Origin of the sequence: Pantoea sp. YR525 (assembly GCF_900116775.1) — a bacterium.
Taxonomy (GTDB): domain Bacteria; phylum Pseudomonadota; class Gammaproteobacteria; order Enterobacterales; family Enterobacteriaceae; genus Pantoea; species Pantoea symbiotica.
In genome coordinates, this window is the sequence record NZ_FPBU01000004.1 from 132467 (window position 1) to 145990 (window position 13524).

Below are 13524 nucleotides of genomic sequence, written 5' to 3' on the forward strand. Positions count from 1 at the left end.
AGAGAGTCGGCTTTTTTTTGGCAAAAACACAACATTGTCATCCTCGAGTTATTCGAGCCAGGGCAAGGCGGCAAACGAGTTCATCCCGATGAGCTTACTTAAGTAAGTGATTCGGGTGAACGAGAGCAGCCAACGCAGCCATGGCTCGAAGAACGAAGAGGATAGGGGATAATAATGACTCGTCGTGCTATTGGTGTGGGCGAACGTCCGCCACTGTTGCAAACCATTCCACTCAGCTTGCAGCATCTGTTCGCCATGTTTGGCGCAACTGTGCTGGTGCCGATTCTGTTCCACATCAACCCGGCCACGGTGTTGCTGTTTAACGGCGTTGGAACACTGCTCTATCTGTTTATCTGTAAAGGCAAAATCCCGGCTTATCTCGGTTCGAGCTTTGCCTTTATTTCGCCGGTGCTGCTGTTGTTGCCGCTGGGTTACGAAGTGGCGCTGGGCGGCTTTATTCTCTGCGGTTTTCTGTTTTGTGTGGTGGCGCTGATCGTCAAGAAAGCCGGTACCGGCTGGCTTGATGTGATGTTCCCACCGGCGGCGATGGGCGCGATTGTCGCGGTTATCGGTCTGGAACTGGCAGGCGTGGCGGCGAATATGGCCGGCTTGCTGCCCGCTGACGGCACCTCGCCAGACAGTAAAACCGTGATCATCTCAATGGTAACGCTGGCGGTGACGGTTTTTGGTTCGGTGCTGTTCCGTGGTTTCCTCGCCATCATCCCGATTTTGGTCGGCGTGTTGGTGGGCTATGCGCTCTCATACATGATGGGCATTGTGGACTGGACCGCAGTGGAAAATGCGCCGTGGTTTGCGCTGCCAACCTTCTACACGCCGCGTTTTGAGTGGGTAGCGATGCTGACCATTCTGCCAGCCGCGCTGGTGGTGATTGCCGAGCACGTGGGTCACTTAGTGGTTACCGCCAACATCGTGAAGAAAGATCTGATCCGCGATCCGGGCCTGCACCGCTCGATGTTCGCCAACGGGTTATCCACCATGATCTCCGGTTTCTTCGGCTCCACGCCGAACACCACTTACGGCGAGAACATCGGCGTGATGGCGATTACCCGCGTCTACAGCACCTGGGTAATTGGCGGCGCGGCGATCTTTGCCATTCTGCTCTCGTGCGTTGGTAAGCTTGCGGCGGCGATTCAGGCGGTTCCCGTGCCGGTGATGGGCGGCGTTTCGCTGCTGCTTTACGGCGTGATCGGCGCGTCCGGTATTCGTGTGTTGATCGAATCAAAAGTGGATTACAACAAAGCGCAGAACCTGATCCTGACCTCGGTGATCCTGATCATCGGCGTGAGCGGTGCCAAAGTGCATATCGGCGCGGCCGAGCTGAAAGGCATGGCGCTGGCGACCATTGTTGGTGTCGGCCTGGCTTTGATCTTCCGTTTAATCAGCGTATTACGCCCGGAAGAAGTGGTGCTGGACGCTGAAGAGAAGCGCGAAAGTTAAGGCTTTAAGCCGGGCAGGGAAGCCCGGTTCATCTCCGGCAAAGATCGTGATAAACTTGCGCGGTTTTCTGCCCGCTCATCCGTTGAGGTACTTCTGAACACGCCGGCACAGCTCTCATTGCCACTCTATTTACCTGATGATGAAACCTTCGCCAGTTTCTGGCCGGGGGAAAACACGTCTCTGCTGGCGGCGCTGCAAGGCGCACTCTCTCAGCAACACGGTAGCTATCTCTATTTCTGGTCGCGCGAAGGCGGTGGCCGCAGTCATCTGCTGCACGCAGCCTGTGCGGAACTCTCGGCGCGCGGCGAAGCGGTGGGCTATGTGCCGCTGGATAAGCGCACGTGGTTTGTGCCGGAAGTACTGGAAGGTATGGAGAATCTGGCGCTGGTGTGTATCGATAATATCGAGTGCATCGCGGGCGATCCGGAGTGGGAAATGGCGATCTTTGATCTCTACAACCGCATTCTGGAAATCGGCAAAACGCGTTTGCTGATTACCGGCGATCGACCGCCGCGTCAGCTGAATCTCGGCTTACCGGATTTGGCGTCACGCCTCGATTGGGGGCAGATTTACCGTTTGCAGCCGCTCTCGGACGACGACAAATTACAGGCGATGCAGCTGCGTGCTGGATTGCGTGGTTTTGAGTTGCCGGAAGATGTCGGACGCTTCCTGCTGAAACGCCTCGACCGTGAGATGCGTACGCTGTTTGATACGCTGGATCGTCTCGATCGCGCCTCCATCAGCGCCCAACGCAAACTTACCATTCCCTTTGTTAAAGAAGCGCTGGAGCTTTAGAGAATCTCCAGCACCGCTTCAGGTGGACGGCCAATACGCGCCTGTTCGCCATTAATCACGATTGGGCGTTCGATCAGTTTCGGATGTTCCACCATCGCCTGCAGCAGCTGATCCTCGCTTAACTCGCTATTCGCTAAAGCCAGCTCTTTATACAGATCCTCTTTGCGGCGCATCAGTTCGCGCGCGCTGTGCATGCCGAGTTGTTGCAGTAGGCGCTGTAGCGTTGGCACATCGGGCGGCGTCTCAAGATAGAGCACCACTTCGGGCTCAATACCTTTCTCCTGCAACAGCGCCAGCGTTTCGCGGCTTTTGCTGCAGCGCGGGTTGTGGTAAATGCTGACCATAGTTTGGGCATTCCTTTGATATGTTGAAACCGGTGGTCGCCATGAATGGCGACCCTACAAAATCTATCCTTTCTGATACACCTTAAAACGCTTCTGCAGCTGACGGAACTGGTCGATACGCGCGTCATAGCGCGCTTGTTTCAGGCTGCTGAGCGGTACTTGGGCGCTGGCGCTGCTCAAGGTAGAGATCGCCTGATCAAGCTGGCCGTTGAGCGCCAAACCTTCAGCGCGCGCTGAAAGTTCTTCATCCCGCAAACCCTGCGCCGCCGAAGCCTGCGCCAGCAGATCAAAGGCGTTCACATCGTCTGGATGGGCAAAGGTGTAGCGATTGAGGATGCGGCTGGCGTTGGCCGGCTGTTTCGCTTCGACATAGGCGTTAGCCAGGTTCAGCTGCAGTACCGGATTGGTGCTGCTGCCTTTGGCGCTGGTCAGCATGGCAATCGCCTGCTGCGGCTGATTCAGGCCGATGTCGATGTCGGTCATGATATCGAGGAACCAGACATTATCCGGCTGCTTCGCCAGCAGCGGGGCGATCACGCGTTTGGCGCTATCAAAGCTTTTAGCCTGCAGGAACTGCACCGCTTTGCCGTACTGCGCCGCCTGCTGCTCGCGCACGTTGCCTTTGGCATATTCGTTCAGCAGGTCATCGGTCAGCTGATTGCGGCCAGTAGCGTACATGCCGAGCGAACGCACTTTCGCCATGTAGAAATCCTGCGACGACTGCACCACTACCGGACGCATCTGGTTGGCGCGGTTACGCGCATCGGCCAGTCGGCTGTCGGGTAACGGGTGCGTCAGCAAAATTTCCGGTGGCTTGGAGGAGAAGCGGCTCTGATCCGCCAGCTTCTGCAGGAAAGTCGGCATCGCTTGCGGATCGAAGCCAGCACGTTGCAGCACCTGAATGCCGATGCGGTCGGCTTCCTGTTCATTGCCTTGGGTAAAGCTGATAATGCCTTGCTGCGCGCCTGCCAGCGTACCGGTCAGCGCCGCCATGCCCGCTTGCGGGCTGGCCATCGCCAGCAGAATCGATCCCAATGCGCCGACCCATGTTAGCGGCGCATTGCGTCGCTGCTCTTCCATGGCGCGCGCCAGATGGCGCTGCGTGACGTGCGAGATTTCGTGCGCCATCACCGACGCCAGCTGGCTTTCATTATCGGTGTAGCGGAACAGAGACGAATGCAGCACCACGTTGCCGCCAAAGAAGGCGAAGGCGTTGAGTTCATCGTTCTGGATCAAAAAGAAGTGGAACGGCGTGCGTACCGAGTTGGCATGTGCCACCAGACGCTGACCGAGCTCATTAATGTATTGATTCAACAGCGGATCGTTAATCAGAGGCGCACTGGCGCGCAGCTGGCGCACGTAGAAGTCGCCCATCTGCAGTTCCTGATTAATCGATAACGTCGAACCTGCCGTGGTGCCCATGTCGGGCAGCGTATCACTGACGTCAGCGCGCACACTCAGCGCAGGCGTCAGCAGCAGCGTAGGAATAAGGGCCGCCAGCAATGATTTTTTCAACCGGTTAAACATGCCTTGATCCTGTAAAAGTCACCCGAAATTGGACAGGTAAGTGGTTCAAATGTTCTGCACTATTTTCCATTTGCGTAACGCGCTCTATCTTAACCAGACTGCTGCAACAAGCAAATGACGAAGCTTGATGGGTTTTAAATGAAAAAATGGTTACAGCGCGACGAAATTGCAGCAAAAAATTGAATAGGCTGCAGCGAGATAAACAGGCTTTTTAACCGGAAAAAGTTAAAGTTACGTAAAGTTGCTCAAAATTATTGAGCCTGGCATGAACTTTTCCAGGTTTACTCTGAAAAGAAGAGGCAAATCAGCGCGGTTGGCCCGCTTTATCCATCAGTGATTTTAATCGTGATTATGGTGTTAAGGGCATTTTGCAAAGTAATTATTGGGCAGATTTTAAACGCACGTAAACTTATCCCTTCTGGATAATGGTCACAATTTCACGTCCACTCTTTTCTCAACTCCTGCCAAAGCGTCAATCGAAAGCCTTTTTCAATTAACCCTGCTAATTATTTTGCACGCAACCATTCAGCCGGACAGCCCGTCACTGCAGGACTTTTGCCATGCTCACGCTGTGGTATAGATAAGGCACTTTATTCAAACGGACTGTGAATTGACGCGCAGTGCATGCCGGAGAGTTTTTATGCGTTCTGTAGTCTCATACGCCCTTATCGCGATTGTCGGTGGCTTTGTTGGCGCCACCGTGAGCAAAGGTGATGACTTATATCAGCGTGTTGTCAGCCATTTTTCTGCCGAACCTACCGATCCCGACGGTTTCTGGAGCACGCCCGCCGTCGACGGCTACGGCAAAATACATTACGAGCCGGATGCCGCCTTCAAACCGGTGGTGGGTTTAAGCAACAAAGTGGTGTTTCAAATCACCAAAAGTGAAGGAGAGATGACGCGGCCAAATCTTGGTCTTGAACGTGTCGCGCGCGTGGTGAATCTCTATATCGCTTCGGGCGTACCGGCCGACGACCTGCACTTTGTGGTGTCAGTTACCGGCGATGCCACGCCTGCGATGCTGGATAACGCGCATTTCCAGCAGTTCTACAAAGCGGACAACCCTAATCTGGCGCTGATTGGCGCGCTGAATAAGTTGGGCGTGAAAGTTTCAGTGTGCGATCAGTCGGTGGCGTTCCATCACTTCCCGAAAGAGTGGATTGACCCATCGGTGATTCATGCACTCTCCAGCCCGACCACCGTGTCGACGCTGGAAAATCAGGGTTATGCACTCTTACAGATGTAAATCTCAGGCACAGGAGAAGTGAAATGCGTCCAGCATCCTATATCGTTATTGCGGCCCTGGCAGGTTTTGTCGGCGGCAATGTATTACAACTGCCCGATTTGGTTGACAAGGTCAGCGATAAATTCGCCGACAAGAAAACCGAACCGGCTGACTTCTGGAGCACGCCGGCGATCGACGGCTACGGCAAAATCCATTATGTGAGTGTGCCCGACTACAATCCGGCCACCACGCCGGGATTGAGCAATAAAATCGTCTTCCAGATCAACCGTAATGAAGGGGATATTCATCAGGCCAACCTCGGGCTGGAGCGCGTGGCGCGCGTCACCAACCTCTATTACGCGGCGGGCGTACCGCTTGATCAGCTGAAATTTGTGGTGTCGATCAACAGCGATGCGGTTCCTGCTGCGCTGAACAACGATCAGTTCCGCAAAGCGTACGGCACTGATAACCCGAATCTCAAGCTGATTGATGAGCTGAGAAAAGCCGGCGTGAAGGTGACTATTTGCGATCAGTCGGTGGCTTTCCATCAGCTGGAACGTGACTGGATTGATACGCGCGTCACCCACACGCTTTCAAGCGGCACCACCGTGGCGTCGTTGCAAAACGAAGGTTACGCCTTCCTGATGTTGTAATTCCTGCCTGACAGCAGTTCGCGCTGCTGTCATCTCGCTGTCATTTATCCGCGATGTTGCTGTCACAGTTCGCCGCTAGTTTAAGCGCCAATGAGATCGATCTCATTGGCACTTTACGAGGCGAACATGTCCGATTTAATCAGCGTGGCCAAACTGGCTGGCGTTTCTCGCGCCACCGCTGCACGCGCTTTCTCTGATCCGCATCTGCTACGTGCTGACACGCTGGAAAAAGTGTTGAGCGCCTCCGAGCAGCTCGGCTTTCGCCCCAATCATATTGCCCGCCAACTGCGTACCCAAAGTTCAACCACCTTCGGTGTGCTGCTGCCGTCGCTGCTCAATCCGATCTTCGCCCGCCAGTTGCAAGCGATGGAGCGGCAGGCGCGTGCCGCCGGTTACGGTCTGCTGGTGGCAACCAGTGATTATCAGCCAGAGCGCGAAGCGGCGATTGTGGAGCACATGTTGAATCAGCGCGTGGCCGGTTTGGTTCTCACCGTTGCTGACGCCGATAACAGCGCCATTCTGCATACGCTGCATCAAGCCAGCATGCCGTTTGTCCTGACGCACAATGTGCCCCAGGAAACCCATTGGCCCGCCATTTGCGTCGATAACCGTCAGGCGATGCAAGAAGCCACTCAACATCTGCTGCAGCTCGGCCATCGCCACATCGGCATGGTGGCCGGGCCGATGCTGCAATCCGATCGCGCCCGTCTGCGCTATCAGGGCTATTGCGATGCCATGCAACAAGCCGGACTCGACGCGCTGCCGGTGATCGAAATGCCCAGCCATACCCAATCTGATTTCGCGCTGCTGCAGCCGCAGCTACAAGGCGACACGCCGCTGAGCGCGGTGATTTGCACTAACGATCTGCTCGCCATCAGCCTGATTGGTGCGGCGGCGCGCGCCGGTGTGCGCATTCCGCAGCAGCTGTCGGTGATGGGTTTTGATGGCATCGATATCGGCGAGCAAATCGCGCCGTCGCTGGCGAGCGTAACGCAACCCGCCGACATGCTCGGCGCGGGTGCCATCGACATGTTGTTACAACAAGCCAGCCGCGGTACCCGCGTACTGGCGCATCGGTTGCGCAGCGGCGAAAGCATCGCTGCGCCCGCAACCGCTTTTTCTTCAATTGCCAACATCAGGGAACCATCATGAAAAAAGTCACCATCATTGCCGGGGCGCTCGCACTGACCGCCGGTTCGCTGTTCAGTAGTTTCACCCAGGCCGCAGAGACGGCGATTTGCTACAACTGTCCTCCCGAGTGGGCGGATTGGGGAACCCAGCTTAACGCCATTGCCAAAGACACCGGGATTCAGGTGCCGCAGGACAACAAAAACTCCGGCCAGGCGCTGGCGCAAATGGTGGCGGAGAAGGGCAATCCGGTGGCAGATGTGGTTTATTACGGCGTCAGTTTTGGCATCCAGGCGGACAGCGCCGGTGTCATCAGCAGCTACAAGCCCGCGCATTGGGACGAAATCCCAGCCGGAATGAAAGATCCCGATGGCAAATGGGTGGCGCTGCACTCCGGCACCATGGGCTTTATGGTTAATGTCGATGCGCTGGGCGGCGCGCCGGTGCCGCAATCCTGGGACGATCTGCTGAAGCCGGAATACAAAGGGATGATCGGCTACCTCGATCCGGCCAGTGCGTTTGTCGGTTACGTGGCGGCCGTAGCGGTCAACCAGGCGAAGGGCGGCAATATGAATGACTTCACGCCTGCGCTGACATGGTTCAAAAAATTACAGGCTAACCAGCCGATCGTACCGAAGCAGACCGCCTACGCGCGCCTGATCTCCGGTGAGATTCCAATCCTGCTCGACTACGACTTCAACGCCTATCGCGCCAAATATAAAGATCACGCCAATGTCGCCTTTGTGATTCCGAAAGAGGGCACGGTCACGGTGCCGTACGTCATCAGCCTGGTGAAGAACGCGCCGCACGCAGACAACGGCAAGAAAGTGATCGACTACGTGTTGTCGGATAAAGGTCAGGCGATTTGGGCCAATGCCTTCCTGCGTCCGGTGCGCACCTCGGCGATGTCCGCAGAGGCGAAGAAATTCTTCCTTTCAGACAGCGATTATGCGCGTGCGCAAACCGTGAACTATCAGCAGATGGCCGATGCGCAGAAAGCCTTCTCGGCGAAATACCTGAGCGAGATTCGTTAATGTCGATGGCTGACACCCTGGCGGCCTCGCGCCGCCAGATTCGTACGCAACCGGGCAGCCGCTGGCTGTGGCTGACGCTGCCCGCGCTGCTGCTCTTCTGCGCTTTCTGGCTGCTGCCGTTTGCCCGTTTGTTGCAAATCGGCATGCAGGACGATCGCAGCACCCAGCACAGCGGTTACTGGACGGTGATCACCCAGCCGCACTATCTGCTGAGCCTGCTGAACACCGTACTGCTGTCGCTGGCGGTGACGCTGGTTACGTTACTGATTGCCGCTATCGTCGGCTGCTTTCTGGCGCGCCAGCGCTTTACCGGGCGCGGCACCTTGCTGGCGTTGCTGACTTTCCCGCTGGCGTTTCCCGGTGTGGTGGTGGGTTTTCTGGTGGTGATGCTGGCGGGGCGTCAGGGATTGCTGGCGCAAATCAGCATGAGCCTGGTGCATGAGCGCTGGACGCTGGCCTATTCGCTGGCGGGGCTGTTTATCGGTTACCTCTATTTCTCGCTGCCGCGTGCCATCGTCACGCTGGTGGCGGCGAGTGAAAAACTCGATCGCTCGCTGGAAGAAGCGGCGCGTTCGCTTGGTGCCAGCCAGTGGCGCATCACCTGGGATGTGATTGTGCCCGGCCTGCAACCGGCGCTGCTCTCTACCGGCGCGCTGTGCTTCGCTACCAGCATGGGCGCTTTTGGCACCGCCTTTACGCTCGGCACCGATTTAGCGGTGCTGCCGCTGACCATTTACGGCGAGTTCACCAACTACGCCAACTTTGCCACCGCCGCCGCGCTATCAGTATTGATGGGCGGATTCGCCTGGCTGGCGCTGATGCTGGCGCGCCGTCTGGCGCAGGCTAAGGAGGCGCAATTATGAAACGTCGTGGACTGTTTAGCCTGCAACTCTTGATCACCGCCATCACCGCGCTGTTTATGATCGTGCCGGTGGTGCTGTCGATGCTGGCGGGCGTCACCAATAACTATTTTATCGGCCTGCGCAGCGGATTCACGCTGAAATGGGTGGAGCAAGTGTGGCAGATGTACGCTGATACCTTCTGGCTGTCGCTGCTGATCGCGCTGTTCTGCCTGTTGCTCACCTTGGTGATTGGCGTTCCCGCCGCGTGGGGATTGTTGAAAGCGCCGGGCCGCTGGGCGGCACGTATTGAAGAGTGTTTGATGCTACCGGTGGCGCTGCCCGGTCTGGCGACCGCGCTCGGTATCATTCTGCTCTACGGCCAGTTTTCCGGTCTGCGCGACAGCTGGCTGTTTATCCTGATTGGTCACGTGCTGTTTACCTTGCCGTTTATGATGCGGCCGGTGCTGGCGGTGATGCAGGCAGTAGATATGCCGCGCCTCGAAGAAGCCTCGGCCAGCCTTGGTGCCAGCTTGTGGCAGCGCTTCTTTACCGTGGTGGTGCCGAACTGCCGCAACGGCATTCTCGCCGGTGCTTTTATGGTGATCACGCTGTCGGTGGGCGAATTCAACATCACCTGGATGCTGCATACACCGCTGACTAAAACCTTGCCGGTTGGTCTTGCCGACAGCTACGCCTCGATGCGGCTGGAAGTGGGCTCCGCCTACACGCTGATTTTCATTCTGATGATTCTGCCGCTGCTGCTGATGCTCAATGCCGTGAATCACTGGCTTAATCGCGCGGTTTCGCGCCAACACAAGGAGGCAGCATGAATCCTGCGGCCGTTACCGTGACGCTGCGCGGCTGCGCACGTCACTTTAATCATCATCAGGCGCTGCAACCGCTCGATCTCACCGTTCATCCCGGCGAAACGCTGGTGCTGCTGGGTCCGTCTGGCTGTGGCAAAACCACCACGCTGCGCATTATCAGTGGGCTGGAGAGCTGCGACGTCGGCGGTGAAGTGTGGTTTGACGATCGCAACGTTACCGCGTTGCCGATTGAAAAACGCAACGTCGGCATGGTGTTCCAGAACTACGCGCTGTTCCCGAATCTCAATGTGGCCGAGAACGTGGCGTATGGCCTGAAAGTGCAGGGCGTGGCGCGTGCCGAACGCGAAGCGCGCGTGCAGGAGATGCTGGCGCTGGTGGATCTCACCGCGCTGGCGCAGCGTAGCATCGACAAACTCTCCGGCGGGCAGAAGCAGCGTGTGGCGCTGGCGCGCGCATTAGCTGCGCGGCCCAAAGTGCTGCTGTTTGATGAACCGCTGGCGGCATTGGATGCGCGCCTGCGCGATCGTCTGCGTCTGGAAATTGGCGCGCTGCTGAAGAAGCTGGCGATCACCGCAGTTTACGTGACGCACGATCAACAGGAAGCGATGGCGCTCGGCGACCGTATCGCGGTGATGGAGCAGGGACGTTTGGTGCAAATCGATACGCCGCAGAACATCTATCAGCATCCGGCATCAAAATTTGTCGCCGATTTTGTTGGCGCGATTAACTGCGTGGATGTGGATACGCGCGGCAATCCGCAGCGTTTCTGCCGTCCGGAAGATGTGCTGCTGGCCAGCGATGATCGCTATCAGCGTCAGGGTTTTATTGTCGCCAGCACCTTTTTGGGCGCGTCGCAGCGGCTGATGATCGATATCGGGCTGGCGACACCGATTCAGGTGGATCGCCACGCACGTGAAGCCTGGCATGCCGGACAAGCGGTGAGCTGGACGCTGGCGCAGGACGCTGCGCTGCAGTTCTCTTAATTGGCCCGGTCGCCATAAATGGCGACCCTACAAAAGCGTGCGGTGCCGTCGTAGGGTCGCCATTAATGGCGACCGGCCGGCGTTTCATATCTAAAGGAAAAAATTCGTGTCTGAAGCAATGACGCTAATCGCGCAAATTAGCGATTTACACATCAAGGCCAATGGCCGTTTGTCCTACAAAAAAGTCGATACGCAAGCCGCGCTGCTGCGGGTCATCGAGACGCTAAACCGCCTTACTCCGCGCCCGGACATAGTGGTGATCACCGGCGACCTGGTCGATTTCGGCACGGCAGAAGAGTATCAAACGTTGAAGCAGGCGCTGCGTCATTTGCAAATACCGTTTTTGCTGATGCCAGGCAACCACGACGATCGTAAGGCGCTGCGTGCGGCATTCCCGGATCATCACTATTTGCAGCACGGCGAAACCCTGAACTGGCAGATGCAGGTGAAAGGGCTGCAACTACTGGCTCTCGATTCCAGCGTGCCGCAGCAGCCGTGGGGCTATGTGGATGAAGCGCAATTGCACTGGCTTGATGAGCAGCTGCAGCGCCAGCCGCAGTTGCCGACGCTGGTGATGCTGCATCATCCGCCGTTTCTCTGCGGCATAGAACATATGGATAACCAACCGCTGCGCAATCCGGCGGCGCTGGCGGGGATTATCCAGCGCCATCCGCAGGTGGAACGCGTGCTGAGCGGCCATCTGCATCGCTCGGTGCAGGCGCGTTTTGCCGGTACGCTGGCCTGTGTTGCGCCGGGCGTATCGCATCAGGTGGCGTTTGATCTCGCCGAAAATGGCCCTGCCAATTTTGTGCTGGAACCGCCGGGTTTCCTGCTGCATCGCTGGCATGCGCAGCAGGGCATGAGCACGCATTTGTGTGCCATCGGCGATTATCCCGGTCCGTGGCCATTTTACGACGCCAACGGTTTGATCGATTAGCGCCAGCGCAGAGAAAGAAATCTGTGTGGCTGACAGGATGCTTCGTGCTCAATTTGCGTTGTGGGTGTACAATCGCCCGTTAGCTCACCAGGGCAAGTGCATCCAACAATAACAAGACTGTCAGGCACACATATTGATGAATCAATTCACTAAGGCCGGCGCGTTATGCTAATGCGCCTGCGGCCAAAAACTGACCTGCGAACGCTGATCGCGCTATTGGCGATCACCAGCATCGTCATCACGCTTGCCAACACCTTGTACGCCACCTGGCGCGTGCAACGTATGGTCCTGATCGAAAGCACCCTCGAAGCCAATCGCGCCTACGCTACCAAACTGGCGGCGACCACTGAGGTCTTCTTTCAGCTGGCTCAGTCGCAGCTGCACTTCAGTGCGACACAGTTGGGCAATGATTTTGATAATGCCGATCTGTCGCAGCAGGAAGTGAATCGCCTGCGTGAGCAAACCAACAGCTTCAACTCGGTGGCAGTTGTGGACAGCAACGGCATCGTGAAAGCCATTTCGCCCGAATCCCTGATGCTGAAAGGCATGCAGCTGACCAGCCAGGCTTCGCGTGAGGCGCTGGCGCAGCGTCAGCCGATGGTCAGCAAACCCAGCATCTCCGCCGCCAATAACCTGATTGTGTTTGTCTCCTGGCCGATCTGGAGCAAAGACGGACGCTACCTTGGCTACGTCGGCGGTACCATCTACCTGAAGAAGAAAAGCATCCTCAACGCGCTGCTCGGCGAGCAGTTCTATCGCGATGGCACCCACGTTTACGTGTTGGATCGCAATAATCAGGTGCTCTATCACCAGAACAGCCAGCTGATTGGTAAAAGCGTGCCGGGCATCGTCAGCGATCGCCAGCGCGAAGAGAAAACCAACGGTGAAGTGCAACTGACAGAAGAGAACGTGCCCAAGCTGGCCGGTTACGCCATCGTGCCGACCACCGGCTGGATGGTGGTGGCGCTGAAACCCACCGATGTCACGCTGGCGCCGCTCACCGGATTACTGCTGAAAGTGTTGAAAAACTCGGTGCCGTTTGCGCTGCTGACCTTGCTGGTGGCGGTGATTCTGGCGCGACTGATTGCGCTGCCGCTGTGGCAACTGGCGCGCAAAGCCAGCCAAATGGATTCACAAGGCGTATCGAGCGAGATTGGCGGTATTCGCGCCTGGTATTTCGAAGCGGCGCAGGTCAAACGTGCGCTGCTTACCGGCATTGGTTTAGTACAGGACAAAATTGGTCGCCTGAAATCGGAAGTGCAGAGCGATCCCATGACCAATCTGCTCAACCGCCGTGGCCTGAGCGCGGTGCTCGACTACTTCGCCACCATGCGTCAACCCTTCTCGGTGCTGGCGCTGGATATCGATCACTTCAAACGCGTCAACGATACCTTTGGTCATGACGTCGGTGATGAGGTAATTAAACATGTGGCGCGAACCTTACGCAGCAGCGCACGTCAAACCGATGTGGTGTGCCGTAACGGCGGGGAAGAGTTCCTGATGCTGCTGCCTGCGACCTCGGTTGAGGATGCGCGCATTCTGGCTGAACGTGTGCGCATCAGCATTGCGGAAAACTGGATCGATCAGGTCGGCAATGTCACGCTGTCAGTGGGCATTGCCGACTGGCAGCCGGAAAGTGGTTCGCAGGAGCAGAGTCTCAAGCAGGCCGATGCCGCGCTCTATCAGGCGAAAAATGCCGGACGCAACTGCGTGATGATCTCCGGCCAGGATGCGTTGGTCAGTAGCATTACACACTAAGTTTTTTGTAGGG

Annotated in this window: 13 protein-coding genes; 11 read left to right on the plus strand and 2 right to left on the minus strand. The window is 57.0% G+C overall.

The genetic code is table 11. The features are described from left to right. Positions 1 to 174: 174 nt before the first annotated feature. The gene (gene uraA, locus BM323_RS09480; RefSeq protein WP_008108332.1) at positions 175 to 1458 is read left to right on the plus strand and encodes a uracil permease; all 1284 of its coding nucleotides are present in this window, start codon (positions 175 to 177) and stop codon (positions 1456 to 1458) included. A 93-nt stretch (positions 1459 to 1551) separates the two neighbouring features. After that, positions 1552 to 2253, plus strand: coding sequence for a DnaA inactivator Hda (gene hda, locus BM323_RS09485; protein ID WP_036649513.1), 702 nt, complete (start codon positions 1552 to 1554; stop codon positions 2251 to 2253). Here the strand turns inward: hda and arsC are convergent. Together arsC and BM323_RS09495 are read right to left on the minus strand one after the other, a co-directional pair. Next, the gene (gene arsC / locus BM323_RS09490) at positions 2250 to 2597 is read right to left on the minus strand and encodes an arsenate reductase (glutaredoxin) (RefSeq protein WP_008108334.1); all 348 of its coding nucleotides are present in this window, start codon (positions 2595 to 2597) and stop codon (positions 2250 to 2252) included. The two genes, hda and arsC, sit on opposite strands and share 4 nt — an antisense overlap. 63 nt (positions 2598 to 2660) lie before the next feature. Further along, positions 2661 to 4124 (minus strand): beta-barrel assembly-enhancing protease, encoded by a 1464-nt coding sequence (locus BM323_RS09495; protein ID WP_008108335.1) that lies wholly within the window; start codon positions 4122 to 4124, stop codon positions 2661 to 2663. Positions 4125 to 4764: 640 nt separating this feature from the next. Here BM323_RS09495 and BM323_RS09500 point away from each other — a divergent pair. The 9 genes from BM323_RS09500 (at position 4765) to BM323_RS09540 (ending at position 13511) form a co-directional block, all read left to right on the plus strand. After that, positions 4765 to 5370 (plus strand): DsrE family protein, encoded by a 606-nt coding sequence (locus tag BM323_RS09500; RefSeq protein WP_008108336.1) that lies wholly within the window; start codon positions 4765 to 4767, stop codon positions 5368 to 5370. Between the two features lie 23 nt (positions 5371 to 5393). Continuing rightward, a complete protein-coding gene (locus BM323_RS09505) occupies positions 5394 to 6002 on the plus strand; it encodes a DsrE family protein (protein ID WP_008108337.1) in 609 nt (202 codons plus the stop codon). A gap of 126 nt (positions 6003 to 6128) precedes the next feature. Then, complete coding sequence (locus tag BM323_RS09510; RefSeq protein ID WP_008108339.1) at positions 6129 to 7154, plus strand: substrate-binding domain-containing protein; 1026 nt, start codon at positions 6129 to 6131, stop codon at positions 7152 to 7154. Further along, complete coding sequence (locus BM323_RS09515) at positions 7151 to 8164, plus strand: ABC transporter substrate-binding protein (protein ID WP_008108341.1); 1014 nt, start codon at positions 7151 to 7153, stop codon at positions 8162 to 8164. The genes BM323_RS09510 and BM323_RS09515 overlap by 4 nt, the downstream gene beginning before the upstream one ends. Then, positions 8164 to 9027: an ABC transporter permease gene (locus BM323_RS09520; RefSeq protein ID WP_008108342.1), complete on the plus strand. Its 864-nt coding sequence runs from the start codon at positions 8164 to 8166 to the stop codon at positions 9025 to 9027. The genes BM323_RS09515 and BM323_RS09520 overlap by 1 nt, the downstream gene beginning before the upstream one ends. After that, positions 9024 to 9836: an ABC transporter permease gene (locus BM323_RS09525; protein WP_008108344.1), complete on the plus strand. Its 813-nt coding sequence runs from the start codon at positions 9024 to 9026 to the stop codon at positions 9834 to 9836. The genes BM323_RS09520 and BM323_RS09525 overlap by 4 nt, the downstream gene beginning before the upstream one ends. Next, the gene (locus tag BM323_RS09530; RefSeq protein WP_008108346.1) at positions 9833 to 10816 is read left to right on the plus strand and encodes an ABC transporter ATP-binding protein; all 984 of its coding nucleotides are present in this window, start codon (positions 9833 to 9835) and stop codon (positions 10814 to 10816) included. Before BM323_RS09525 ends, BM323_RS09530 begins: the two co-directional genes overlap by 4 nt. 118 nt (positions 10817 to 10934) lie before the next feature. After that, positions 10935 to 11753 carry a phosphodiesterase gene (locus BM323_RS09535; protein ID WP_139221413.1) on the plus strand — a complete coding sequence of 273 codons (819 nt, stop codon included), beginning with the start codon at positions 10935 to 10937 and terminating at the stop codon, positions 11751 to 11753. 165 nt (positions 11754 to 11918) lie between these two features. Beyond that, a complete protein-coding gene (locus tag BM323_RS09540; protein WP_008108348.1) occupies positions 11919 to 13511 on the plus strand; it encodes a sensor domain-containing diguanylate cyclase in 1593 nt (530 codons plus the stop codon). The last annotated feature ends 13 nt before the right edge of the window (positions 13512 to 13524 follow it).

Coding starts and splice junctions, on each gene's coding strand:
- BM323_RS09525 (WP_008108344.1), top strand. CDS start 9,024: ATGAAACGTCGTGGACTGTTTAGCCTGCAACTCTTGATCACCGCCATC.
- uraA (WP_008108332.1), top strand. CDS start 175: ATGACTCGTCGTGCTATTGGTGTGGGCGAACGTCCGCCACTGTTGCAA.
- BM323_RS09530 (WP_008108346.1), top strand. CDS start 9,833: ATGAATCCTGCGGCCGTTACCGTGACGCTGCGCGGCTGCGCACGTCAC.
- BM323_RS09520 (WP_008108342.1), top strand. CDS start 8,164: ATGTCGATGGCTGACACCCTGGCGGCCTCGCGCCGCCAGATTCGTACG.
- BM323_RS09540 (WP_008108348.1), top strand. CDS start 11,919: ATGCTAATGCGCCTGCGGCCAAAAACTGACCTGCGAACGCTGATCGCG.
- arsC (WP_008108334.1), bottom strand. CDS start 2,597: ATGGTCAGCATTTACCACAACCCGCGCTGCAGCAAAAGCCGCGAAACG.
- BM323_RS09500 (WP_008108336.1), top strand. CDS start 4,765: ATGCGTTCTGTAGTCTCATACGCCCTTATCGCGATTGTCGGTGGCTTT.
- BM323_RS09515 (WP_008108341.1), top strand. CDS start 7,151: ATGAAAAAAGTCACCATCATTGCCGGGGCGCTCGCACTGACCGCCGGT.
- BM323_RS09505 (WP_008108337.1), top strand. CDS start 5,394: ATGCGTCCAGCATCCTATATCGTTATTGCGGCCCTGGCAGGTTTTGTC.
- BM323_RS09495 (WP_008108335.1), bottom strand. CDS start 4,124: ATGTTTAACCGGTTGAAAAAATCATTGCTGGCGGCCCTTATTCCTACG.
- BM323_RS09510 (WP_008108339.1), top strand. CDS start 6,129: ATGTCCGATTTAATCAGCGTGGCCAAACTGGCTGGCGTTTCTCGCGCC.
- BM323_RS09535 (WP_139221413.1), top strand. CDS start 10,935: ATGACGCTAATCGCGCAAATTAGCGATTTACACATCAAGGCCAATGGC.